Annotated in this window: 17 protein-coding genes and 1 tRNA gene; 7 read left to right on the forward strand and 11 right to left on the reverse strand. The window is 63.3% G+C overall.

The window, feature by feature from the left end; translation table 11 throughout:
• Positions 1-3: 3 nt before the first annotated feature.
• The 5 genes from NTZ43_04315 (at position 4) to NTZ43_04335 (ending at position 2,947) form a co-directional block, all read left to right on the forward strand.
• Complete coding sequence (locus NTZ43_04315; protein ID MCX5766436.1) at positions 4-561, forward strand: RNA polymerase sigma factor; 558 nt, start codon at positions 4-6, stop codon at positions 559-561.
• Positions 551-1,159, forward strand: coding sequence for a zf-HC2 domain-containing protein (locus tag NTZ43_04320; protein ID MCX5766437.1), 609 nt, complete (start codon positions 551-553; stop codon positions 1,157-1,159). Before NTZ43_04315 ends, NTZ43_04320 begins: the two co-directional genes overlap by 11 nt.
• Complete coding sequence (locus NTZ43_04325; GenBank protein ID MCX5766438.1) at positions 1,156-1,647, forward strand: hypothetical protein; 492 nt, start codon at positions 1,156-1,158, stop codon at positions 1,645-1,647. The genes NTZ43_04320 and NTZ43_04325 overlap by 4 nt, the downstream gene beginning before the upstream one ends.
• Before the next feature lie 146 nt (positions 1,648-1,793).
• Positions 1,794-2,762, forward strand: coding sequence for a hypothetical protein (locus NTZ43_04330; protein MCX5766439.1), 969 nt, complete (start codon positions 1,794-1,796; stop codon positions 2,760-2,762).
• Between the two features lie 101 nt (positions 2,763-2,863).
• Positions 2,864-2,947: transfer RNA gene (locus tag NTZ43_04335), tRNA-Leu, on the forward strand.
• 64 nt (positions 2,948-3,011) lie between these two features.
• On the opposite strand, the gene NTZ43_04340 is transcribed toward NTZ43_04335, so the two are convergent.
• From NTZ43_04340 to NTZ43_04350, 3 genes are all read right to left on the reverse strand, one after another.
• Positions 3,012-3,641, reverse strand: a complete 630-nt coding sequence (locus tag NTZ43_04340; GenBank protein MCX5766440.1) for an outer membrane beta-barrel protein — start codon at positions 3,639-3,641, stop codon at positions 3,012-3,014.
• 189 nt (positions 3,642-3,830) lie between these two features.
• A complete protein-coding gene (locus NTZ43_04345; protein MCX5766441.1) occupies positions 3,831-5,762 on the reverse strand; it encodes a hypothetical protein in 1,932 nt (643 codons plus the stop codon).
• Between the two features lie 53 nt (positions 5,763-5,815).
• Entirely contained in the window at positions 5,816-6,451 is a 636-nt protein-coding gene (locus NTZ43_04350; protein ID MCX5766442.1) for a DUF305 domain-containing protein, read from the reverse strand.
• A gap of 311 nt (positions 6,452-6,762) precedes the next feature.
• Here NTZ43_04350 and NTZ43_04355 point away from each other — a divergent pair, with 311 nt between their 5' ends.
• Positions 6,763-9,702: a M14 family zinc carboxypeptidase gene (locus NTZ43_04355; protein ID MCX5766443.1), complete on the forward strand. Its 2,940-nt coding sequence runs from the start codon at positions 6,763-6,765 to the stop codon at positions 9,700-9,702.
• 107 nt (positions 9,703-9,809) lie between these two features.
• Here the strand turns inward: NTZ43_04355 and NTZ43_04360 are convergent, their stop codons facing one another.
• On the reverse strand, positions 9,810-10,352 hold the full coding sequence (locus NTZ43_04360; protein ID MCX5766444.1) for a fasciclin domain-containing protein: 543 nt from the start codon (positions 10,350-10,352) through the stop codon (positions 9,810-9,812).
• Between the two features lie 204 nt (positions 10,353-10,556).
• Positions 10,557-13,619: a M14 family zinc carboxypeptidase gene (locus NTZ43_04365; GenBank protein MCX5766445.1), complete on the reverse strand. Its 3,063-nt coding sequence runs from the start codon at positions 13,617-13,619 to the stop codon at positions 10,557-10,559.
• Between the two features lie 243 nt (positions 13,620-13,862).
• Between NTZ43_04365 and NTZ43_04370 the strand changes: the two genes are divergently transcribed.
• Complete coding sequence (locus NTZ43_04370) at positions 13,863-16,604, forward strand: prolyl oligopeptidase family serine peptidase (GenBank protein MCX5766446.1); 2,742 nt, start codon at positions 13,863-13,865, stop codon at positions 16,602-16,604.
• Between the two features lie 117 nt (positions 16,605-16,721).
• Here the strand turns inward: NTZ43_04370 and NTZ43_04375 are convergent, their stop codons facing one another.
• From NTZ43_04375 to NTZ43_04400, 6 genes are all read right to left on the reverse strand, one after another.
• Entirely contained in the window at positions 16,722-17,162 is a 441-nt protein-coding gene (locus NTZ43_04375; GenBank protein MCX5766447.1) for an energy transducer TonB, read from the reverse strand.
• A 172-nt stretch (positions 17,163-17,334) separates the two neighbouring features.
• Entirely contained in the window at positions 17,335-19,008 is a 1,674-nt protein-coding gene (locus NTZ43_04380) for a formate--tetrahydrofolate ligase (GenBank protein MCX5766448.1), read from the reverse strand.
• Between the two features lie 10 nt (positions 19,009-19,018).
• Positions 19,019-19,861, reverse strand: coding sequence for a formate dehydrogenase accessory sulfurtransferase FdhD (gene fdhD / locus NTZ43_04385; protein ID MCX5766449.1), 843 nt, complete (start codon positions 19,859-19,861; stop codon positions 19,019-19,021).
• The gene (locus tag NTZ43_04390) at positions 19,854-20,834 is read right to left on the reverse strand and encodes a 2Fe-2S iron-sulfur cluster-binding protein (protein MCX5766450.1); all 981 of its coding nucleotides are present in this window, start codon (positions 20,832-20,834) and stop codon (positions 19,854-19,856) included. Before NTZ43_04390 ends, fdhD begins: the two co-directional genes overlap by 8 nt.
• A complete protein-coding gene (locus NTZ43_04395) occupies positions 20,831-22,711 on the reverse strand; it encodes an NAD(P)H-dependent oxidoreductase subunit E (protein ID MCX5766451.1) in 1,881 nt (626 codons plus the stop codon). Before NTZ43_04395 ends, NTZ43_04390 begins: the two co-directional genes overlap by 4 nt.
• Entirely contained in the window at positions 22,711-24,642 is a 1,932-nt protein-coding gene (locus NTZ43_04400; GenBank protein MCX5766452.1) for a molybdopterin-dependent oxidoreductase, read from the reverse strand. Before NTZ43_04400 ends, NTZ43_04395 begins: the two co-directional genes overlap by 1 nt.
• Positions 24,643-24,700 lie beyond the last annotated feature (58 nt).

Raw genomic sequence — 24,700 nt, forward strand, 5'->3', positions numbered from 1 at the left:
CCAATGCGAGTGCCGACAACGCAGGACGACGCGGCACTCGACGCCGCGCTGATCGAACGATGGAAACTAGGCGACCAGCGGGCGGCGACCGAGATCGTAACTCGGCACGCGCCAGCGCTCGCCCGTTTTGCTGCGAGTTCTGGGGAGCGTGACGGGATTGATGAGCTGGTGCAGGACACGTTTGTGCGGGCGTTCAACGCGCTCGATGCGTTTCGCGCCGACAGTTCGCTCCGGACATGGCTCTTTACGATTCTGCGGCGTCTGGTGCTGGATCGGCAACGAGCCGAGCGTCGTCATGGTGGAGCCGTGGAGTTAGCGGAGGACCACGCCGTGCAGGGCTACAACGCGCTCGACGCACTCGTGGCTGACGAGACGGCGGCGCGGGTGCGGCAGGCGGTACAACGGCTTTCGACGATGCAACGAGAAGTGTTTGTGTTGCGAGTCACTGAGGGGTTGGTGTACGCCGAAATCGCGAAAACGCTCGACAGCACCGAAGGGGCGTGCCGAGTGCATTATCACAATGCGATGCGGGCAGTGAAGGAGTTTCTCAATGATGCATGATTGCGAAAACGGAGAGATGCGCGACCAGTTGCCGGCCCTCGTGCACGGCACGCTAGCTGCGGCACCGGCACGCGCCGTGGCCGCGCACGTCGCGCAGTGCGCGGACTGTCAGGCTGAAGTGACGCTGTTGCATCGCGTCCGATCGTCATTCGAAACGCCGCATATCAATACCGATCGTATCGTGGCCATTCTGCCGCTCCCCGGCGAGGTGATGGCGCGCACGGCACGTCTGCGTCGTTGGCGGCTGGCGGCGGCTGCCGCAATCGTTCTGGCCGCTGCGGTCTCACTGGCCTCGTTGCGTCAGCTGTTCGACGGTGGGTCAAGCGCGGCGCGCTCGGCCAATACGATCGCTGCAAGCCGCAGCGACGGGCCGGTGATGCCGTCGATCGTGCCCGACGAGAGTGTGCAGGTGGCCGGACTCGCGCCCGTCAGTCGGTCGACCTCCCCGGTCACGATTGGCGCCGCGAGGCATTTGTCCGATGCCCATCTACGCTTGTTGCTTAAGGAAATGGACGGACTGAAGGCGCTCCCCTGCGCTGATCCCGAAGCACCGCATTTAGCGCGTGTGCAAACTGACTCAACCGAGGACCGCCCGTGATGCGACGTATCGTGGCAATCGTAATGCTGGTCGCGCCCGTACTGGCCGCTGCCCAGGGACAGCGCGGCGTTCGTCCCGTGCTGGAAGAACAGGTGCGCGCCCAGTTGGAGCGCGTGTTGCGCTCGCAGGTGGGGCTCAACGACGGACAGCTGCAAAAGGTGCAGGAGCTGACGAGTCGTCTCGAAGCGCAAAAGGTATCGCTCAATCAGGAAGAGAGTCGCGTACGGCAGGTGCTCCGCGACGAGGTGCTTTTGGGTGATACGAGCCGGAATGTCCGCGTGGCGGAGTTATTGGATCGCATTATCAAGATCACAAAGCAGCGGAACGATCTGCCGGAGCAGGAGCAGAAAGAGCTCGCGCTGTTCATGTCGCCGATGCAGCGCGCCAAGTACTTCGGCGTGCAGGAGCTATTTCAACGGCGTGTGCGGGAACTGCTTCAGGAGCAGCGGCAAGAGCAGGCGCAACAGAAGCCTCCCGAAAGACCCTAGGCTCGGTGCGCGCGCTGGTGACCAGGCGGCTAACCGGGTGACGAGCGCGCCGGTCTAACGCTTTTCAAAACCCAGCGGTCATCACGATGAAGACACGCGCCACAGATGGTGGACGGCGCGACTCGGAACTCTTGGAGGATGACTCTATGAAACGCACCGTAATGCAGGTCGCAGGAATGCTTGCCATGGCCGCTGGCGCGCTCGCCGCGCAGGGCGGCGGGGCTCAGGCTCCGCGGCGTCCCGCTCCGCCTGCACAGGCTGGGCAGGGTCCCGGTCGCGGAATGCCGATGGATAGCGCCGCACGTGCGCGCCGCCAGCAGGATATGCATCAGGCGATGGCGCAGGGGCTCAAGGCGCGCTTCGGTCTCAATGACGCGCAGATTGCCAAGCTCGAAGGCGTCCATAAGAAATACGGTGAAAAGCGGCAGCTGCTGGCAGAGCAGGCGCGCGACATTCGCATGTCGCTTCGCGACGAGATGTTGCGCCCCGATTCTGCTCGCACGGCTCAGTTGACGACGCTCCTCGATCGCCAGGCCCAGTTGGGCCGTCAGCGCTTTGAAATGCAAGAGGCTCAGCAAAAGGAACTCGCCAGCTTCCTCACGCCACTGCAACGCGTGAAGCTCGGTGCCGCCATGATGGGCGGTGGCCGTGGCGGAATGGGTGGCGGTCGTATGGGGATGGGCAGTGGCCGCGGCGGGATGGGTGGCGGTCGTACGGGGATGGGTGGCGGTATGGGAATGGGCGGCGGCCAGGAGATGCGTCGTGGTCCGGGTCAGGGCGGTGGGCAGGGTATGCGGCGTGGGCCACAGGATGGTGGGCAGGGCATTCGCCATGGTCATGGCCAGGGTGGCATGATGGGGCAGATGGATCGTGGCATGGGGCAGATGCATCAGGGCATGGGGCAGATGGACTGCGCCATGATGGGACGCATGGGTGGCATGGGGCAGATGGAGCCGGGTATGGGAGGCCGTATGGGAGGCGGTATGGGTGCGCCGCCGTGCGCTCCGACGGCTCCTAACGGCCCGCCCAACGGCCCGCCGGCAGCCGGCCAGCCGCAGCGCCGTCCCGCGCCAGCGGTCCGCCCAGACTCGGTGAAGAAGCCGAACGAAGGCTGATCTCGCCGTACGACTGGAAGGGAAGGCGCGCCGTCACTAGCTTCACGCTGGTGACGGCGCGCTTCTTTTTGTTGAGCGCAGGCGCCCACCACCGGTCTCGGGCCGGGATGGCGGAACTGGCAGACGCAGCGGACTCAAAATCCGCCGAGCGCAAGCTCATGTGGGTTCGATTCCCACTCTCGGCATAGCAACAGCAAAGGGCCGGCGATGATCTCGCCGGCCCTTTGTCGTACAGGTGAGCGCCGGTGACTAGAAGCGGAAGCCGTAGCCGATGCTGATCAGAATCGGATCAACCTTCACGGCCGACACCTTTGTACCACCCTTGGTGACATCAGTGCCAATCGTCACCATCTTGGCGTCGATGTTCAGGAAGCGTCCTGCGGACAGCTTGTAGTCCGCGCCGATCTGCCCGGCAACACCAACCGACGAACTTCCGAGGTCGAGCGCACCAACGCCGGAGACGTTGATGTCGGTGTTCATGATGAGCGTCAGATTGGCGCCGACGCCAACATACGGACGGAAGTCAGCGTCCGGCATGAAGTGATACTGGGCCAGTAGAACCGGCGGCAGATGCGAGAACTTGCCGATCTTGGCGCCATTCAGCTTGACGTCATGTTCCTGCGGATACGTCAGGATCAGTTCGGCGGCCCAGTTCTTCTGGAAGAAATACGAGATGTCGACTTCCGGGAAAATCTTTGAGCTGACGGTGATGGCGTCCGCCTTGACGCCGAGCGACGGAATGGCATCAGACTTATTGGCTGGCGTGAGCGAGAGCGCACGAATGCGAATCATCCACGGGCCTTCGGCGGACTGTGCAACGGCGGATTGCGTTACGGCGAGCAAAGCGCCAGCGAGGAGCAGCGGGCGTAGCATACGCATAAATGGTGACTCCGAGTTGAGTGGAACGAACGAGCCTCATACATACGGCCGTTGTGCACTCGGCGGAGTCGGGTACGGGAAACGCGATCTGTGAGGGTGCGCCTGACAAAGAGCAACCCGTGTCCGGAAATTCAAATCCCCGTCAGCATGAGTGCTGACGGGGATTTGCCAAACGTGACGCGCTGCTGGTTACTTCGCTAAGTCGCCAATCGCGCTGGCGAGGGTGTGCGCCTTCGGTGCATCGGACGATCCGCGCGCATCGCCGTGCAACTGTGTGGAGAGCTTGCTGAGCGCGTCCTTCCGCGCCTGACCGCTGAGTTTCTCCGCTGCCGAGAGTTCAGCGCGAATGCTCGACAGCTTGTCCGCGGAATATCCCTTTGAGCGTTCGAGTTGGTCCACATACGAGCGCGACAGTGCAAAAGATGCCGGCCACACGAGCTTCTGTTGGCCTTGCACGTTGAGGTATTCGAACTTCACCGTCTTGGCGGCGTCAATTTCGTTTTGCGAAATGAACGCACTCGGCTGCAGTTCGAACACATCGAGCCCACGGGCAATCTCCGAGCTGTACATGTAGCCGTTGTACCAGTACACGGACCATGAGCCACCGCTGGCGCCAGCGCTTGACGTATCGATGGGGCCGCGATCCATAAAGGCGATTTCTTTCGGGTGTGCGTTATCGGTCCAGTCGAGTAGCGATACGCCGCCCTGGTACCACGCCTGAATCATGACGTCACGTCCCGGAATCGGTACGAGCGATCCGTTGTGCGCCACGCAGTTCTCGGCGCTCGTTTGGGCCGCCGGCATTTTGTAGTAGCTCGTAAACGCCAGCGTCTTCTTGTTCACGATGTTAAACAGCGCGTCGGCACCCCATTCGTAGTGATCGGTCACGCGGCAGCGCGGCGCGGAACCGCCGCCCCATTCGTCGCTGAAGAGCACTTTGGTGCCGTCGTTGCTGAACGTCGCGGAATGCCAGAACGACATATTGGAGTCGGCCGCCGCATACAGGCGTACCGGATGCGCGGCGTCGCGGATGTCGAGGAGCACGCCGTAGCCACCGCACGCACCGCCCGCAAATCCTGACGCGGGATACACGGTGATATCGTGGCACTGCACGGGGCCACGATTCGCCGGAACCGCACCACGACCACCGCGACCCGCGGCGGGCGCTGCGCCACCGCGTCCGCCGGCCCGACCACCACGCGCGGCTGCCTGCGCGGCACGATCGGTGGAATCGGAAGCGCTGCGGCCCGAGTTCTGTGGTGCGCGGCCCAAGTCGGCGAGAATCGGAGCCTTGGTTACGACATGCGCCGCCACTGGGTTCGCGAGCGGCACTTGAATGATTTCAATTTTGAACAGTTCGCTGTTCGGATCCAGCGCGGGGTCGAGGTCCGAGCAACCCGGCAGTTCCGTCGGCGAGCGCACGCCAGCCGAACCCGAAACATAAATGTAGACGTTGGCCTTGTCGTTCAGATCTTCGACCACGGTGTGCGTGTGCGAGCCGCGGCACGTCTGGACACTCTGGATGTACTTCGGGTGCTTCAGATCCGTCGCATCAAAAATGCGAATGCCGCGAAAGCGATCCTTGCTCACGGAATCCGGAATGCCGGCGAGGCCGCAGTCGAGGCGACCGCTTGGGGCTTCACCCGAAACGAAAATTAGGTTGCCGTACACCGACACGTCGCTCTGCGATCCGCGGCATACTTCCTGGTGGAACAGCTTCGGGTCACGAGGATTGGAGATATCAAAAATCTCGTAGCCATCGTAGTTGCCCTGCACCACATAGTTGCCGCGGAAGGCAAGGTCGGAATGCGTGACGCCAACAAACGGTCCAACCGGGAGCACATTCTTCACGAGACGCATGTTCCACGAAGCTTCCGCGGCGGGCGTGCTGACCATACGACGCGTAGTGTCTGCCGGCAGCTTAGCGAGCGTGCCTGCTTTGAGTCCGACACGTGGATCGGGACTCGGCGCGGCGGTGCTCATGTTCACGGCGGGCGTCGGAGCTACGCCAGCGGAGGCAGAGCTCTGTGACGCGCATGCCGACGCGTACAGCGCCGTGACGGCCAACGTCGCCGTCAAAACGCCGGCCGCGAACTGCCGGATGTTCGGTACTGATGCCATGTGTGCTTCCCGGGTGGGTGTGGGTCGTGCGTGATCGTAAAGGCGTGGCCGTACTAGTGGCGCGAAGTTGGCGGCACGGTGGAGAGCATCTTCTGCATGCGCTCGATCTCGGTGGTTTGGTCGGCGAACACATCGGATGCGAAGCGGTACACGACATCGTCGTTTCCGGCGTTCTTGGCGCCGAGGAGATCGTTCACCATGGCCACAGCGCCTGCGTGGTGGCCGATCATCGCTTCAAGGAAGAGGCGGTCGAAGTCCGCGCCGCGCGATTTATCGAGTGCGGCCAGTTGCTCCGCGTTGAGCATGCCTGGCATGAGCATGTCGTGCACCATGCCGTTCATCTTCATCTTGTGGTGCGTGGCATCGGCGGCGGGCACCTCTTCGCCGCGATCGCGGAGCCAGCGCTGCATTAGCGCGATTTCATCGCGTTGCCCCACGACAATGCGCTCACAGAGCACCGCGACATCGCGACGGGCGCCATGCGACGGCGCCCAGCCTGCGATCAGGACCGCCTGCGCGTGGTGGGGAATCATGCCCGACATGAATTCGACGTCGGCCTCAGAGCGCACGCGGGTGGTCGCCGCTTGTGCGTGCAACGCCCACGGCGACACGATGGCCTGGGTGATCAAAGCAAGCACGACAATCGCGACGCGACGCGACCAGCCCGTTGGCGAGGACAGGATCTGCATGGTGGAGAGTCTCCGGAGACTGCGGCGGGGCGGGCTCCTCAACCGCGAGGGATCTCTCGCGGCGGAACCACGCGCCAAGCGTAACTGCCAAACACGATACTATCATATACGGCCGCCTTTGGATAGCCGCTGGATCGGGCACTGCCGCCAGGTCCGGCGGCCAGCGAAGCCCTGCTTTTGCGCGTATGTTCTTGCGGCTTAGTCTCGTGCCTCCGAGGAGGCCGAGACGCCCGGTTTGTACGTGGTTTGGAGCCACACACTCCCGCCGGCGGTAGTAGCGTCGGCGCCCTCACCCGAGAGTGCCAGGAGGCATGATGTCCCGTTGGAACAGGTCCGCCCGTCGCGTCACGTGGGCGATCGCCGCAGTTGGCTTTTTGCTCCCCGTTGCGACCTTCGCCCAGCAGAAGCAGGACGAGGAGTACGGCAAGAAAATCAAGGAATATCTGCAGGATCCCCGGATCAGCACGGAGCTCGTGGATCACCTGCCTGCGTCCAACACGGTGCCGACGCCGCTCAAGTTCCTCGGAAGAATCGTCGGCACGCCCGGCGAGTTGACCTCTGCCAAGGACATCCACCGCTACCTCGAGGCCATCGCCAAGGCCGCGCCCGGTCGCGCCAAGTTCTTCAAGATTGGCAAGACCGAAGAAGGGCGCGACATGGTGATGCTCGCGATTGGTGACGAGGAGACCATCCGGAACCTCGACAAGGTCAAGGCTGATGCCGCGGCGCTGACTGACGCGCGGACCACCACCGAAGAAAAGGCGCGCGCCCTCATCAAGACGGCCAAGCCAGAATATTGGATCACCAGCGGTATGCACTCGCCGGAGCGCGGTGGCCCCGAGATGCTAATGGAGTTGGCGTATCGCCTCGTGGTGGAGGAGACGCCCTTTATCCAGAACATCCGCAAGAATGTGCTCACGCTCATCACGCCGGTGATCGAGGTGGACGGGCGCGAGAAGATGGTGGACAACTACTACTACAACAAGACGCGCGCCGCCGGCACGGGCACGCTCCCGCTGATGTACTGGGGCAAGTACGTGCAGCACGACAACAACCGTGACGGCATGGGCCAGTTCCTCGCCCTCACGCGGAACGTGACGAAGACGTTCCTCGAGTGGAAGCCGATCATGATGCACGATCTGCACGAGGCGCAGACGTATCTCTACTCGTCCACCGGCACGGGCCCGTACAACAACGAGCTCGATCCGATTGTCGTGGGTGAGTGGTGGCAGTTCGCGGAGAACGACGTGGTGGAAATGACCAAGCGCGGCGTGCCCGGCGTCTGGACCTACGGGTTCTACGATGGCTGGGTGCCGAACTACATGTTCTTTATTGCGCACGAACACAACGCCATTGGCCGCTTTTACGAAGTGCAGAGTTACGGCCCCGAGAACTCCGTGGTGACGCCGCCCGCGACGACCACGAGCAAAGAGTGGTTCCGGCCGAACCCGCCGCTGGCGCGCATCAACTGGGGCCCGCGTAACAACACGAACATTCAAGAGTCCGCCATTTTGTTCTCGCTGCAGCATATGGCGCGCAATCGCGAACTGTATCTCGAGAACTACTGGCTCAAGAACAAACGCGCCGTAGCGCGCGGTAAGGACGGTCCGACGTACGGCTGGGTGATTCCCGCAGGGCAGCATCGCAAGGCCAACACCGCTGAGGCGATCAACGATCTGCGAACGCAGGGACTCGAAGTGCACATCGCGTCGGCCGCATTCAAGGCCGGTGCCGTGGATGTGCAACCGGGCGATTACATCGTGCGTGGCGACCAGCCCTATCGCACGCTCGCCGATATGTATTTCTCGCTGCAGAACTTTGCGCCGGGCAATCCGTCGCCGTACGACGACACCGGCTGGACGTTCCAGCTGATGCGCAACCTCACGATCACGCCGGTGAGCGACAAGAGTCTCCTCGACGCGAAGATGGCGCTCGTGACGGCACCGGTGAAGGCGGCCGGTGGTGTGACGGGATCGGGGAGTGTGATCATCGTGGAGAACGCCGCTGACAATGCCCTCACGGGCTTCCGCTATCAGTTCAAGGATGTGAAGATGGCGGCGGCCGAGGAAGCGTTTGAGGCGGGCGGCCACAAGTTTGCGGCGGGTGCGTTCATCATCGCCAACGGTGACCGCGCAAAGCTCGATGCCGCCATCAAGGATGCTGGCCTCTCGGCGTGGGCCGTGTCGGCAATGCCGACGGTGAAGGCGCACGACCTCGACATTCCGCGCATTCTGTACCTGCACAGCTGGAACCGCACGCAAGACGAAGGCTGGGTGCGTGCGGCGTTCGACACCTACGGCGTTCCGTACACCTATGTCGGTGACAAAGAACTGAAGGGGATGACCAATCTTAAGGCGAAGTACGATGTGGTCATCTATCCGCACGTGAGCGGCAATGCCGCGTCGATGGTGAGCGGTGTGCCTATGACGTCGGGGCCTGCTATCCCGTACCAACGCTCAGAGAAGTTCCCGTCGCTGGGCTATCCCGATTCCACCTCCGACGTTCGTGGCGGCATGGGGATGGAAGGGTTGATGAACCTGTACAAGTTCGTCCAGGACGGCGGCACGCTGATCACGGAAGGGGCGACGGCCACGCTGTTCCCCGAATACAACCTCACGCCTGGCGTGACGGTGGAAACGCCGGCCGGGTTGTTTGCGCGCGGCACGATTCTGCGCGGTGTGTTCAACGACGCCAAGAGCCCCATCGCGTACGGCTACACGGATCGTTCGCTGCCCGTGTATTTCAGCCAAGCGCCGGTGCTGAATGCCGGCGGTGGTGGTGACCTCGGTGGCTTCGGAGGCGGTGCCCGCGGCGCGCCGGGGATTAGTCAGAACGTGACGCCGAATGCCACGCCGCTGCGGTTGTCTCCGTTCGATGCGACTGCGGAACCTGCTGCCGCGGCCGGTGCCGCTGCTGGCGGACGCGGCGGTCGTGGCGCAGGTGGTGGTGGTGGCGGCGGACGCGGCGGGGCAGGTGGTGCACTCGGCGATCGGCCGCGCATCATTCTGCAGTTCCCGTCCACGAGCGCGGACATGTTACTCTCTGGAACGCTCGCCAACTCCGATGGCCTCGCGAATCGCGCGCAGGTGGTGGATTCGCCGATCGGAAAGGGACATGTGGTGATGTTTGCGATTCGTCCGTTCTGGCGCTGGCAGACGCAGGGTACCTACGCCCTCGGCTTCAACGCCATCCTTAACTGGAACGATTTGGACGCTGGCAAGGCAGCAACGCCAGCGCCCGGCGGTAACTAATCTTCGAGTAGGAATACAAAGCGGCCCGCACCGAAACTTGGTGCGGGCCGCTTTGCATTGGGGGGGCTTCGTTGCCGGCGGGTGGGCCGGATGAACGAAGGCGATCCTTACTGCTTCGGGCGAGCGATCACGGCGTCCACAACATGGACCATGCCGTTCGACGCTTTCACCGAAGCGATAATCTTGGCGCCGTCAATGAACGTGTCGTTGCCTTTCTTGGTGATCGTCGCGGAGGTGTTGTCGGCCATGCCGAGCACCTGACCGTCGGAGAGCGCGTCCACAGAGAGCGCCGACGTCGTGACATGGTGCTGCAGCACGAGCTTCAGCGTTTCTTTGTTGGCTGGCTTGAGCAGATCATCGACGGTGCCCTTCGGGAGTTTCTCGAATGCGGCGTTCGTCGGGGCAAACACCGTAAACGGGCCAGCGTTAGCGAGCGCGTTCACCAGGTCGCCCGCCTGAAGTGCTGCCACGAGCGTGGTGTGATCCTTGGAACCGACGGCGACCTTCACGACGTCCGGCGTGGATTCATTGTCCTGCACGGACGCCTGGCCCACGGGAGCGGCAGCGGCGGCTCCTTGGTCGGCTGGGGCGGCGGTGCAGGCGACTGCGGCCAGCACAGCGAGAGAGAGCGAAACGCGAGACAATGACATGTGGAACATGGAGGCTCCGAAGTGCGGTGGATGGGGGCATAATGTGGTATGTCACCTGCAACAATGGGGCATCAGACGGCGCTCCGCAGTCAGGAAACACCGGACGCCCGGTTCCAAAAGGAACCGAGCGTCCGGTTACTACATTCGCCCCGTTTGGACCGACGAACTATGTCAGGCTTCGTACGAGGGAGAGAGCGGTGAACATTACTTCGAATCGAGCTTCCGGCCCGCGTTCAGGTTGTCGAAGTGGAGGATCGCGTTGAACACCATTGCGTAGCTGCCGATGGTCTCGCCGCGCCACACCGGATTGATGGCGAACATCACGATGTGCCCCTTTTGCATTGGCACATCCACGACAATCGGACGCTGCGCGATTTCGGTGCCGCCGTCGAGCAGGCCGCTGACCAACAAATCACGCTGCTCCGAGAACCGGAACGCCACGCGTGGACGCTGGTCCGGGGGAATGACGTTGAGCGGATTGCGCAGCTGATCGTCGGTGATCGGCGCGGCTTGCCACGGCTGCACCGGCACCCGGGGCAGTGCCTGAAAGCGCGCGTCGAGCGCGGGGCGTCCTTGCACTTCGTCCGGATCGTCGGCGGTGCCGCGTCCGGTCGCACGAGGGCCACCACCGCCAGCGCCGCCGCGACCACCGCCGCCGCCGCTGGTGTTACTCACCGTGAACGCTTCGCCGGCGTCGCTATACACGGCCAGATTGTCGTTGATGCCGTACGTGAGCGGGCTGGCATCATCGACGACGTGCGACTTGAGCAGCGAGCCGACCACCTTGCCGCGCGGAAGCGATACCGCTCCGACGCCAGCGGCAAAGCCATTCTGCAAGGCAAAGTCGGAGGTGCCGAGCGACGTCACCAGCACGCCACCGCGTGCCGCGAACCCACGCAGGTTGGCGAGTCCGGTCAAGCCGAGACCAGGACGCGTGTCGTCCGTCTGGGCCCACGTGCCGATGTTTGGCGTTTCCGGCGTGTTCTTCCACGGCATCGGGTTGCGCCACATCGGCAAGCCTTCGACGATCGCCCCGCTCGCGGTCGGCGGAAAGAGAATGACGTCGTACTTGGCGTTGAGGTTGGCGTCCTTCGCAACATCCTGCGTGCTGATGTACTCAAACGGAATCTGATTGAAGTCGAGCGCAAAACGCCACCAGCCCTCCGTCTGCGTGCTGCTCGACCAGGCGTGCAAGACGGCAATGCGTGCGGCGCGCGCCGGATGTGTCTTGACGCTCGGAGCCGCCGACAGCGCGGTCACCTTGACACCCAAGTCGACGGCGGCCTTCTCGAGTTCGCTCCGCTCCACACCGCGTACGAGGTATGACCCGCGAGCGTACTTTGCACCGCCCGCTTCGAACGGTTCTTCGGCACTCTGGAAGTCGGCCGTCTTGAGCCGATACCGGAGCGTGGTGAGCGCGTTGTCGCTGTTGTTGTTGATCGCGTAGACGCCGCCCGTTCCGGTTACTCCACCTGGCGAACGCACCTCTCCCGTCACGCGCTCCATGGGCGTATCGAGCACCTTGGCGTCGGTGACGCGCACGGCCTGCACGTTGAATCCTTCGGGGAAGGTCCAGCCGGTGTCGTCGTACGGGCGCTTCTGCGGGTCGGTCGGGCTCCAAAACTGGTAGTCGAGGAGCGCGTCCGCGATGCGCGAATACGGTTGATCCATGCGGATGATGTACGATCCGGCGGGGAACTGCCGTGTCTCCGTCGCGGGGCCAGCCGGAGCGGCTGGTGTGTCGCCGCCGGCCGCCGCACCGCGGCCACCGCGACCGCCGCCAGCCGCCGCCGCGGCACGCTTCACCGGCAGGGTGACGCTAAAAGCGGCCGTCGCGCGAGAAATCTCCACTTTCTGCTTCTGCATAAGGCGAAGCAGTTCCGCCTGTGCGCCGAGGCGCGGATCATTGGCGGAAAAGACGTACGCGCCCGGGCCTTCGGTGCGCGCCTTCAGGATGGAGCGCTTGCTCTTTTCGTAGAAGTTCGTGAGGAACAGGTGACGATTGTTGGCAAAGTACTGCAGCGAGACAAGGAGCCCCGTCTGCTCGTAGTTGTTGTTATTCCGTAGCGACCATTTGACGCGCGGCAACGGCGGATTCTGCCGGTACCAGGTGCGTTCGGTTTCGTTCGACGAGAGCGTGCGATCCACGGTCTCGGCGGTGCCGCCGTTGCCGTACGTCTCGTAGAGGCGGCTGATGCCGTTGTGCGTTGCGGCAATGAACATCAAATAGCCGGGCGACCAGGTGTCGAACGTGCCGTGCGCGAACACGCCGGGCATACCAAGCCGCGTCATCTCCTGCACGTTGTTCCAGCCCATCATTTGCCATTCGTTGGTGAGGAGCGGGTCGACCCACGCATTGAACGGGCCGTCGCCAACGGTGTTGTCGTAGAGGAAGGCCACGGACTCGTGCAGATCGTGGAGCACCTGCGCCTTCCAATCCACGTAGGTGTTCAGCACGTTCTGGGTGAGCTTGAGCGTCATCCCCATCGCGTCGCGATTGTTATCGTGGCGGACGTAGTGTCCCCAGTACGCAAGCTCGGGCGCGGTCTCACCCGGATGTTTGACGTGCCAGTTGTACAAGTCCACCATGCGGTCGCGGCCATCGACCTCGACCACGGGCGTAATGAGCGTGATCACGTGATCGCGGATGTTGCGGACGTACGGGCTCTCGTCCACTGCGAGACGGTACGCCAGTTCCATCAAGGCCGTCGGTGCGCCGGCTTCCGTCGAGTGAATCGTGCCGGTGATGTAATAGATCGGCGTGGCGTCGCTCGCGATCTTTTCCGCCTCGGCGTCGTTCATGCCGATCGTGCGCGGATCGGCAAGTTTGGCGAGCTTGGCCCGATTGGCGTCAAGATTATTGATGAGTTTTTCGGACGCGATTGCCACGGCAATCATCTCGCGCCCTTCTTCCGACGTGCCGATGGAAACCACCTTCACACGCGGACTCGACTTGGCGAGCAGCCGCATGTAGGCGTACACCTCATGCGAGTACGGGAGCTTGGTGGGCGAGCCGGCGATGTCGCCGAGCACGGCCTTTGGGGTGGGGACGGTCTTGGACGCGGGGAGATAGTCCACGAGCGGAGAGAGAAAGAACTTCTCGGTGGTGTACTCGAGGATCTTCTTCGTGTACTCCTCGTCAATCGCTTGGTTCGGTGCGCGCCCCGGTTTGGCGGCGGCGGGATCGCCGGACTGGCCGCGAGCGGCGAAAGCAGGCATCGCCACGAGCAGGGCAAGAGCGAACGCGGAAACGGCGTGACGCCGCATAGGGCACCTCAGTGGGAGACGGAAGAACAACGTGCTGGTATTCTACGCCGAAATCCGACGGGGGCAAATCGGATGGCGGCGGCCATCGCGGTCGGCGTCCGGATTCCGAGGCCCAGCCACGGGGTGGGGGCGGGGCGTCGCGGTGGCGCCCGGCTGGCCGCCAGCGGATCAGCCGCCTGTGACGTATGGTATAGATGGCGCCCGAGCGCACTGTATTCGTCTTCTGATTCGAGGAATCATCTGATGCGGAACCGTTTTGTTCCTGTCGTCGTACTGGCTGGTTTGGCGATGTTGACGTTGACCGCTTCGCTGGGGGCGCAGGCCTCCACCACTCGCGATAGTGCGCAGAACACCCCCGCGTGGCTTGCCGCCAATCGTGCGCAGCTCGGGAAGGAATCCTACGCCGCGCCCACGGACCTGATTTCCAAGCTCGTGACGGCGCCCCGGCACCTGAACGTGTCGCTGACGTTGGCGAGCCCGAACCGCAAGCTATTCCTCAAGGAGCAGAGCGAAGGGATGCCGAGCGTGACCACGTTCGGAAAGCAGCACTATTACCTTGGCGGCTTACAGGTGGACGGCAAGGCCAATCGCAATCGCTCCCTCACCAACCGCGGCGCCACGGGTTTGCAACTGGTGGATCCGGCCACGGGAAAGACCATCGACATCGCGGCACCCAAAGGCGCATCGCTGAGTGGTGCCGTCTGGGCACCGGATTCCAAGCAGATCGCGTTCCTCGCGAACTTTGATGACGCCACGCAGGTCTTCGTCGCTGACGTTACCACCGGCAAGTCCGTACAGATCTCCAAAACGCCACTGCTCGCCACGTTGGTGACCGCCGTGGATTGGACGGCCGACGGCAAGGGCATTACCGTCGTGCAGCTTCCGGACGGACGAAAGGCTGAGCCAAAGCGCCCGGAGATTGCGACGGGCCCGCTCGTGCGCACGTGGACCGATGGCAACAAGGATCCCGAGCGGAACTTCTGGAGCCTGCTTCAGGATCCGTATGAGCAGGAGCTGCTCGAGTACTACACGACTGGTCAGCTTGCGTTACTCGACGTGAAGACCAAGACCTCACGCAAAATCGGCGCACCGGCGATGATCTCGGCGATCGACGCCTCGCCGGACGGCTCGGTCTTCCGCGTCACCACGATGCAGAAGCCGTTCTCGTACGTGACGCAGTACACGAGCTTTGGCACCAACGAAGAGCTCTGGGATGCGAGCGGCAAGCTGCTCGCTACCATTCAGAAGCGCCCGCTCCGCCTCGGCAGCGACACAACGGGCGGTGGCGCCGGTGGTCGCGGCGGACGGGGCGGCGAGAGCAAGCGCGGGTTGGCGTGGATGCCCGCCGGTCCTGGGCTCTACTTCATTGAAAGTGTTCCGGCCGCACGCGGTGATTCGGCAAATGGCGCTGGCGCTGGCGCGGGACGTGGTGCCGCCGGTGGTGGGCGCGGTGGAGCGGGGGCGGGTGCCGCAGCGCGACCGGATCGCGTGGTGCAGTGGACGGCGCCGTTCGGCACGGCGGACACCAAAGTGATGTACACGGCCGATGGCCCGATCACCAACCTCAGTTTCACGGACGACGCAAAAATGCTGTTCGTCGCCGCGACCAGTAACGGTACGGGCGATTTGTACGCCGTAAACCTTGCTGAGCCGACCAAGAAATATTCGCTGATTCGCCAGCGTGGCTTTACGCCGTCGTTCCTGAGCGGGCGCGGTGGACGTGGCGGCGGTGCTCCGGCCGGTGGGCGCGGCGGCGCAGGCGACGACTCGCTTTCCTTCTTTACGAATCCTGGCGCGATGATTACCCGCCGCGGCACACTGGGCGGCTCCGTGGCGATGGTCTCCTCGGACGGTGCGGTGTTCCTGCAGGGCACGCAGTACTTCCGCGATTACCTCGCGAGTGCACCGCGTGAGTTCGTCGACAAGGTCGACATCAAGACCGGCACGAAGACGCGCATTTTCGAAGGGGCCAAGGATGCCTACGAAGCGGTTGGTGCGGCGCTCGATGATGACTTCTCCAAGATCATTGTGACCCGTGAAACCGCGACCGCTGTTGCCGACGCGTATGTGCGCGACGTCAAGGCGGGGACCGGAACCAAGCTCACGAACAACGTGGATTACTCGCCCGAGTTCACTAACCTCGTGCGCAAGCGCGTGACCGTGACGCGCCCGGATGGCATCCATTTCATCGTCAAGCTCACGTTGCCCGCGAACTATCAGGCCGGCACACGGCTTCCGGGGATGTTCTGGTTCTATCCGTATGAGTACACGGATCAGGCCGGCTACGAGCGGACGCTTCGCACCGAGAACGTGAACCGTTTCCCAGTGGCAGGCCCTCGCACGATTGAATTTCTCGCGACGCAGGGCTATGCCGTCGCGAATTTCGATCCGCCAATCATGGGTGAAGCGGGGCGAATGAACGACAACTACATCTCCGATTTGGTGATGAACCTCTCGGCGGTGATCGACGAACTCGACAAGCAGGGATTCATCGATCGGGCGCGACTCGGCATCGGTGGCCATTCGTACGGCGCCTTCAGCACCATGAACGCCATGACCCACACGCCGTTCTTTAAGGCGGGCATCGCGGGTGACGGTATGTACAACCGCACGCTGACACCGACGGGGTTCCAGAGCGAACGGCGCGATCTGTGGAGCGGCCAGAAGACGTATCTCGAGATGTCGCCGATGCTGGTCGCCGACAAAATGCAGGGCGCAATCCTTATGTATCACTCGCTCGAGGATCAGAACGTCGGCACCGATCCGGTGAGCTCGATTCGCATGATGCAGGCGCTGCGCGCCAATGGAAAGACGGCGTCGCTGTACATGTATCCATATGAAGATCACGGGCCGGCCACCAAGGAGACCATGCTCGACCAGTGGGCTCGTTGGACCGCTTGGCTCGATACGTACGTGAAGCACGCGGGCGATCCGGCGCTCAAGAAGGCACCGCCGGCCGCTCCGGCAACGCCGATCATTCCGTAAGCGCGAAGCAACCCTGTAAGACAGAAGCGGCGACGGTCAGGTGACCGTCGCCGCTTCTCGTTTCCGTACCGCTCGCTTTGGAGCGGGCAAGGTGTGCTGAGGTGTGGCTACGCGTGTTTACTGGTGGCGCGGCGTTCCACTCTGAATGCCCTTCGGGCCGTGCGGCGCCGCCTTGGACGGCATCGCAAACACGAATGGGGTCTGATACAACTGGCGCACCTTCTGTCCCTTGAGTTCAGCGGGGGCAAAACGCATCTCGGGCAATGCCGCCTTGACGGCATTCGCGAACTCGACGTTGGTCGTCTTGATCACCTTGAAGGTGTCGAGGATCGGCGTGCCGTCCACATCAACCACAAACTGCGCTAACACCTCGCCTTGAATACCGGCGGCCTTGAGTGCCTCGGGATACTGCGGAAAGAGAGTCCCCGGCTTCTTCATGGCCGGGCGATCAACCTGAGCTTCGGCGTACACCTTGTCGCTGGAGGCCAGGGCGGGCGCTTGAGCGCGGGCAGCGGTGGCCAGAACAGCGATGAGGGGGAACACGTGCCAGACACGCATGGTGAATCGATCTCCAAATGGGAAAGAACCGTGAGGAATACATCCAGGCAGATACCCGCCTGCCAACAGTATCACTAGTTACTCACGGGCGTTCAGTCGGTGAAAAGCCCCGATCGGCGTCCGGTAATCCGGAAGCCAATCGGGGCTCTAGCCCCACCGTTCCCCGACGAGCCTAGCTGAGCCCGACGATGTCCCCATCGGCGTCGATCGACATCCCCTCTGCCGCCGGCACCTTGGGGAGCCCAGGCATGGTCATGATGTCACCGGCCTTCGCGACCACGAAGCCAGCCCCAGCCGACCCGTACACCTCATTGATCGTGATCCGGAAGCCCTTGGGCACGCAGAGCCGCGCCGGCTCGTCCGTGAGCGAGTACTGCGTCTTGGCAATGCACACCGGCGTTTCGCCGAGTCCAATGGAGGTCAGGTATTCGATGGCGCGTTCAGCCGCGGGCGCGTAGTCCACGCCATCGCCGCCGTACACCTTCTGCACGATCGTCTCAATCTTCTGTTTGATGGGCAACTTGGCATCGTACAACGGGGCGTAGTGTCCAGTCTTGGCGGCGAGCATCGCCAGCACTTCCTTGGCCAGTTCCTCGCCACCGGCACCGCCCTTAGCCCACACCTCCGTCAGAATCACCTTCACGCCGAGCTTGGCGGCGTAGTCTTGCACCATCTTGAGTTCCGCGTCGGTGTCGCTCAGGATGCGGTTGAGTGCCACCACAACTGGCACGCCGAACTGTTGCACATTTTTCACATGGTGGGCGAGGTGCGGCAGGCCGCGTTCAAGCGCACCCAAGTCTTCGGTCTTCAGATTCTTCTTGTCGAGTCCGCCCTGCATCTTGAGCGATCGAATCGTGGCGACCAGCACGGCAGCTTCGGGATTCAACCCGCCGAAGCGGCACTTGATGTCAAAGAATTTCTCGGCGCCAAGATCGCTGCCAAACCCGGCTTCCGTGACCACGACATCGCCGAGGGCCAATGCGGTCTTGGTCGCGATGATCGAGTTGCAGCCGTGCGCAATGTTACCGAACGGCCCAGCGTGAACGAGGGCAGGGCCTCCTTCGAGTGTCTGCACGAGGTTCGGGCGAATCGCATCCTTGAGCAACATCGCCATCGCGCCAGACGCTTTGATGTCGCGCGCACGTACGGGTTTGCGATCCTTGCCCGCCGTCGCGCCAATGATAATGCGGCCCAAACGTTCCTCAAGATCCTCGCGGCTCGACGACAGCGACAGGATCGCCATGACTTCGCTCGCGGGGATGATCACCCAATGCTCTTCACGCACCACGCCGTCGCCCACACCGCCGAGTCCGATCACGGCGTTCCGGAGCGCGCGATCATTCATGTCGATGGTGCGCGGCCAGGTGATGCGTCGCGGGTCGAGGTTCGTCTCGTTCCCTTGCTGCAGATGATTGTCCATCATCGCCGACAACAGTGCATGCGCGCTTGAGATCGCGTGAAAGTCGCCCGTGAAATGGAGATTGATATCCTCCATTGGAATCACCTGCGAGTAGCCACCCCCTGCGGCACCGCCCTTCACGCCGAACACCGGGCCGAGTGATGGCTCGCGAATGCAGAGTACGGCGTTGGTGCCAATCCGGCGCATCGCCTGCGCGAGACCAACGCTGACGGTGCTCTTGCCTTCGCCAGCTGGCGTTGGGCTGATGGCGGTGACCAGCACCAAGCGCCCCTTGGCCGGACGTTGCGACAACTCCAGGGGAAGCTTCGCCTTGAACTTGCCGTACTGGTCAATGTCGTCGGGCGTCAGCCCGAGATCAGCGGCGACTTCCGTGATGGGACGCGGCTTGGCGGCCTGGGCGATTTCAATGTCGGTCGGGAACGTCATGGTGTGGTGTTTAGGAAGTGAGAATGCGGGAAGGATGACAATACACATTCGCCGACTCCCCGCGCAGGAGGCCAACGAGCGTGATGCCGGCGCCGTCGCCGAGCCGTACGGCGAGTCCGGTGGGTCGTGAGATGGCCGCGACAATGGAGACGCCGGCGACCGCGGCTTTCTGGATGAGTTCGTAACTCAGACGACTGGTGAGCAACAAGAAGCCGCTCGCGGTGTCGGTGTCTGCGCGCCATAGAGCGCCGAGCACTTTGTCGAGCGCGTTGTGCCGGCCCACGTCCTCCCGCACCACGAGCAGCTCGCCGTCGGCTGACACCCAAGCTGCCGCGTGCACACTGTGCGTGTCTCGATTCAGTGTTTGCGAGGCGCCCAGCGACGCGCCCGCTCGGTAGAGTGCGGCGTCCGTCACCCGTTGCGTGCCGGTCACGGTGGGCACGGCACGCACGGCGTCGTCAATTGCTTCGACGCCGCACAGTCCACAACCGGTGCGACCGGTCAACGAGCGCGATCGCGCCGTGAGTTGATTCCGCACGGATTCCGCGACAGCGATACCGAGTTCGATGCCGCGGCTGTGGCGCGTGACCGTCACCTCGCCAATCTCCTCGCGCGTTGCAACGATCCCTTCCGAGAGCGTGAAGCCAATCGCCAAATCTTCTAAGTCGCTTGGCGTACACATCATCACAGCGTGCGAATGCCCCGCATAGACAAAGGCCACGGGCACTTCCTCGGCGAGCGTCGCCTGGTGATCGTGCTTCACTCCACTAGCCACATGCACGAATGCACGAGCACTCGTCGGAGCCCCGTAGCCCACGCCAGGGTCAGCGCCGAGAGCGATTTCGTCAGCCATCACGCGTCGTTGCGCTGTCCGCGCTCGGGCCAGGCTGCACGTACTGCCAGCCGAACCGGCCTTTGACGCACAAGTTGCCGAGTGTGATGGTGTTCTCGAGCGGCGAGGTTGCCTTGACGATCGTGTTGTCCTGCACATGCAAGCTGAGCGTGCAACCAACGCCGCAGTACGGGCAGATGGTGTCGGTTGTCGTTTGCGCGTCGGCGTTCCACGTACCCGCCGCGCGCATATCGAACTCCGGCTTGGCCATCAACGCACCGGTCGGGCACACCGCAATACAGTTGCCGCAGTACACGCACGCGGAGTCGGGAAGCGACACCGCCATCTCGGTGGAGATGCGCGCGTTGAAACCGCGCCCCGCCACCGCAATGGCAAAGGTGTTTTGGTGGTCCGTGCCACAGGCCTCTACGCACTTGTAGCAGAGGACGCACTTTGCGTAGTCGCGCACATAGAGATCGTTGTCCACCTTCACCGGTTGGCCAACGGTGGCTGCGAAGTCGGGATCAGGAGCCGCGTGGTGTCCGGCGATCGCGGCATCACGTTCGCCTGAGAGCGCATGTGGCTTGGGCGGCCCGTAGCGCTCTGGCTTGCAGTCGTACTCCGCAAGCAACTCCGCCATTCCCGGCGTCGTGGAGAGGTCCACACTCGAGGCAAGAAACTCAAGCACGAGACGGCGCGCGTGGATGACTCGCGCTGATTTCGTGTACACCACCATACCGGCTTCTGCGGCGCGCGAACAACTCGGCGCCAACACCCGCGCACCTTCTACCTCTACTACGCACAGTCGGCAAACGTTTACCGGACGCAGCGTCTCGAGAAAGCACAGGGTCGGAATCTCAATGCCGATCGTGCGGCAGGCGGCGAGAATCGTGGTACCTTCTTCCACCGTGACCGAACGACCATCGATCGTGAACGCCACCGGTTTCTTGGGCGCTCGTGCGGGCCGCTCGATGGAAATCAGCGTCGTCGTCATGCGGTGCCTCCCTGAAACAGATGCAGGCGCTTGACCGCCGACTCCACGGCGGCGTACGCCGTCTGGCCGAGGCCGCAAATAGAGGCGTCGCGCATGGCCACGCCGATCTCTTCAAGCAAGGCAAACTCTGCTTCCGTCCCGCCGCGCGTCTTGCCGCGCGCCAAACGGTGCAGCGCCTCTTCTTGGCGGACGGTTCCAACGCGGCAGGGCACGCACTGGCCGCACGATTCATCTCGGAAGAACGCGGCAATACGGAGCACGGCCGCTTCGAGGTCCTGCGAGTCATCAAACACCATCACCACACCGGAACCGAGTGTGGTCTCTGCCGCTCGAGCGCCTTCAAGCGACAGCGGAATATCGGTATCCGCGGCCGGTAGGAATGTGCCCGCGGCGCCACCGAGGAGCACGGCACGCATCCGCGGCGACGCTCCTGCTGTGTGGAGCAGCGCCTTCAGTGAAGTTCCAAATGGTGCCTCGTACACGCCCGGCCGCTCCACGGCTCCGCTCAAGCAAAAGAGTCTCGTTCCCGTGGATTGCTCGGTGCCAGTAGCAGCAAATGCGGCGCCACCGTGTAACACAATCGGCAGCACATTCGCGAGTGTTTCGACGTTGTTGACCAGCGTCGGTTTTCCAAATACACCGGATTGCACAGGGAAGGGTGGTTTGCTCCGCGGCTCGCCGCGCTTGCCTTCAATCGACTCAAACAACGCGGTCTCTTCGCCGCAGATGTACGCGCCCGCGCCGCGACGAATCTCGATGTCAAATCGGAATTCGCCACCGAGAACACTCTCGCCGAGCAGGCCTGCCGCCCGCGCGTGATCGATCGCTCCCTGTAGCCGTTCGTTGGCCAGTGGGTACTCTGCGCGCAGATAGACGAATCCGTGCTCGCAACCCGTGGCGAATGCCGCGATGGTCATGGCTTCAACAATCGCAAACGGATCGCCCGTGAGCAGCACGCGATCTTTGAAGGTGCCCGGCTCACTCTCATCAGCGTTGCAGATCAGATAGTGCGGGGTCGCGCTCTGCGTTCGTACCGCCTCCCACTTTCGTCCCGTTGGAAATGCGGCGCCTCCACGGCCCACCAGCTTGGACGCGGTCACCTCAGCGATGACGCCCTCTGCGCCGAGTTGCAGCGCGCGCGCGAGGGCCGTGTAGCCGCCAGCGTCGCGGTACGCATCGAGCGACGTCGGGTCTACGACCCCAACACGCCGGAGCAGTACAAGCGAGGGATCTCCCACCTGCGGTACCACCGTGTTCGCCAGCGCGTCTGCGCCAGGTGCGGCACCGGCGAGCAAGGCGCGGGCCACATCAGGCGTCACGTGCCCTAGCAATCGCTCGACCGCAGGATCACCAGCGTCTGTGACGAGCACCGCCGGAGCACGATCGCACAGACCAAGGCACGGAGAATGCATCCACGCGGGCGTGTTGGCGTCGAGGTTCATGTGCGTACCCGACGGCTCATGCGCCACCGCAGAACCACCGGCAGCCAGCAAGGCAGCTTCTACTTCGCGCCCTCCTTTGTCTCGGCAACCGACGTCGTCGCACATGTGCACTACGCGCCGAGGGCGCGGTGACGTGGCGAGCAACGCGTAGAACGTCGCAACGCCCCACGCCTCAGCGGGTGGCACCTGCAGTCGCTCGCACACATAACCCAAGCCACCCTCGCTGATCCACCCCACGCGCGCCTGGAGCGCCTGCAGCGCCGGCACGAGTTCGTGGCGGCGTTCACGCATGGCACGCCCACCGTAGGCGAGGTGCGAGTCTCGCGCCGTGACGCGAGCTCCGCCATCCCAGCCCGAGGCTGGAGCTCCGAGCACCGCATCAACGGCAGCGCGTTCCGCTTCGGAGGGCACGGCGTCCAGCAGTCGGATATCCATCAGCGCGCCCCGGCCGCAACGACGAGCGATTCAATGCGAACCGCACAGGCTTTAAATTCCGCCGTGCCAGACCGAAGGTCGTATGCGTCGTTGGTGAGCACGTTGGTATCAACGCTATCTGGAAAATGAAATGTCATAAAAACCAGGCCAGCGCGCAGCGCGCGGTCGATCCGTACGGGCGCAGTGACCGCGCCGCGCCGAGAACTCACGCGCGCGAGATCCCCATCCGCAAACCCGAGCATCGCCGCATCTTCGGGTGACATATCAACCGTTTCGCCGTAATGCAGTGGCGACGCGTATCCGCCCGTTTGCACACCCGTGTTGTACGACTCGAGCCGACGGCCGGTGGTGAGCAAAAACGGATACGCCGCATCGGGCTGCTCCGCGGGACCCGCATGCTCCACCACAGAGAACGGCGCCGGGCGTCCGCGCACGGGAGTCTCCCAGAGCCGTCCATGTAGGAACGTTTCGCCTGGGTGCGATTCGTCGGGGCAGGGCCACTGAATGCCGCCCAACGATTCGAGACGCGAGTAGCTCATGCCGCCAGCGAAAGCAGGCGCCACCGTTCGGAACTCATTCCAGAGTTCCTCGGCGGTCGGATTCCCGAGATCGGTGCCGAGTCGCCGCGCGAGCTCCGCGAGAATCCAGAGTTCATCGCGCGCCCCAGCTGGCGGTTCTTTTGCTTTGCGCACACGCTGGACGCGGCGCTCGCTGTTGGTGACCGTCCCTTCGGCTTCGCACCAACTCGCCGTGGCGGGGAGCACCACGTGCGCGAGTTGCGCCGTCTTGGTGAGAAAGATCTCCTGCACCACGAGGTGGTCGAGTCCGCCGAGGAGTCGCGCAACTTTATTGCCGTCCGCGTCGCTCTGCACGGGGTTCTCGCCGGCGCACAGCAGCGCTGTGATCTCGCCGTGCTCCATGGCGTGCAGCATCTCGGTGAGATTCTTGCCGTACTGCGGCTGAATCGGCACCCCCCAGTGTCGCTCAAACGCCTCGCGCACCGTGGGGTCGAGAATGTCCTGAAAGCCAGGCAAGCGATTGGGAATCGCCCCCATGTCACCGCCGCCCTGCACATTGTTCTGCCCACGCAACGGATTGCAGCCGCAGGCCCAACGGCCCACGTGACCGGTGAGCAGACAGAGATTGATCAACGACAGCACGTTATCGACGGCGTTGTGGTGCTCGGTAATTCCGAGGGTCCAGCAGATCATCGCCTTGTCAGCTGTGGCGAAGGTGTGCGCGGCCTCGCGAATCGCGGTGGCCGGAATCCCCGTGAGCTGTTCCCCGACGTCGAGCGTGTAGGGCTCAACCGCCGCGCGGTACGCGTCAAAGCCCGTCGTGCCGTTCGCAATGAACGCCGAGTGCGCGAGTCCGGCGTGAATGATTTCGCGCGCCATCGTATTCGACAGCGCAACGTCGGACCCCACGTTGAGCCCCATCCACACGTCCGCCCACTTAGCGGAATCGGTACGGCGAGGATCCATCACGTAGAGCCGCGTCCCATTGCGCACGCCTTTGAGCAGATGGTGAAACCAGATCGGGTGCGCGGCGCGCGCGTTCGATCCCCACAGGAAGACGACGTCCGTCTCTTCCACTTCCGCATAGGAGTTGGTGCCGCCTCCCGCTCCAAACACTGTCGCCAGACCGACGACGCTAGGGGCGTGTCACGTTCGATTACAGCTGTCGATGTTGTTGGTCTTGAACACCAACCGCGCGAGCTTGCCCGCGAGGAAGTTCATTTCGTTGGTGGACTTCGAGCAGCTGAAGATCCCCAGGGCGTTGGGACCACCGCGATCGAGATTCCGCCGGAATCCCGCCGCGGCGACATCCAGTGCCTCATCCCACGTCGCCGAGCGCAACACGCCGCCCTCGCGAACCAAAGGCGTGGTCAGGCGCTGATACGCGCCGGCAGGAGCATTTTGACGTTTCATACGCGCGTCTCAATAAAGGGGACGGCATCAACTACTTACCGCGATGGAGTCTGGCGCC

The organism is Gemmatimonadota bacterium (assembly GCA_026387915.1).
GTDB lineage: Bacteria > Gemmatimonadota > Gemmatimonadetes > Gemmatimonadales > Gemmatimonadaceae > Fen-1231.

What these genes read in the sequence shown, in the direction of transcription:
- NTZ43_04360 (MCX5766444.1), bottom strand. Translation starts at nt 10,352, where the DNA reads ATGTCATTGTCTCGCGTTTCGCTCTCTCTCGCTGTGCTGGCCGCAGTC.
- NTZ43_04395 (MCX5766451.1), bottom strand. Translation starts at nt 22,711, where the DNA reads ATGGATATCCGACTGCTGGACGCCGTGCCCTCCGAAGCGGAACGCGCT.
- NTZ43_04365 (MCX5766445.1), bottom strand. Translation starts at nt 13,619, where the DNA reads ATGCGGCGTCACGCCGTTTCCGCGTTCGCTCTTGCCCTGCTCGTGGCG.
- NTZ43_04375 (MCX5766447.1), bottom strand. Translation starts at nt 17,162, where the DNA reads ATGCGTGTCTGGCACGTGTTCCCCCTCATCGCTGTTCTGGCCACCGCT.
- fdhD (MCX5766449.1), bottom strand. Translation starts at nt 19,861, where the DNA reads ATGGCTGACGAAATCGCTCTCGGCGCTGACCCTGGCGTGGGCTACGGG.
- NTZ43_04345 (MCX5766441.1), bottom strand. Translation starts at nt 5,762, where the DNA reads ATGGCATCAGTACCGAACATCCGGCAGTTCGCGGCCGGCGTTTTGACG.
- NTZ43_04355 (MCX5766443.1), top strand. Translation starts at nt 6,763, where the DNA reads ATGATGTCCCGTTGGAACAGGTCCGCCCGTCGCGTCACGTGGGCGATC.
- NTZ43_04370 (MCX5766446.1), top strand. Translation starts at nt 13,863, where the DNA reads ATGCGGAACCGTTTTGTTCCTGTCGTCGTACTGGCTGGTTTGGCGATG.
- NTZ43_04390 (MCX5766450.1), bottom strand. Translation starts at nt 20,834, where the DNA reads ATGACGACGACGCTGATTTCCATCGAGCGGCCCGCACGAGCGCCCAAG.
- NTZ43_04340 (MCX5766440.1), bottom strand. Translation starts at nt 3,641, where the DNA reads ATGCGTATGCTACGCCCGCTGCTCCTCGCTGGCGCTTTGCTCGCCGTA.
- NTZ43_04320 (MCX5766437.1), top strand. Translation starts at nt 551, where the DNA reads ATGATGCATGATTGCGAAAACGGAGAGATGCGCGACCAGTTGCCGGCC.
- NTZ43_04350 (MCX5766442.1), bottom strand. Translation starts at nt 6,451, where the DNA reads ATGCAGATCCTGTCCTCGCCAACGGGCTGGTCGCGTCGCGTCGCGATT.
- NTZ43_04315 (MCX5766436.1), top strand. Translation starts at nt 4, where the DNA reads ATGCGAGTGCCGACAACGCAGGACGACGCGGCACTCGACGCCGCGCTG.
- NTZ43_04330 (MCX5766439.1), top strand. Translation starts at nt 1,794, where the DNA reads ATGAAACGCACCGTAATGCAGGTCGCAGGAATGCTTGCCATGGCCGCT.
- NTZ43_04380 (MCX5766448.1), bottom strand. Translation starts at nt 19,008, where the DNA reads ATGACGTTCCCGACCGACATTGAAATCGCCCAGGCCGCCAAGCCGCGT.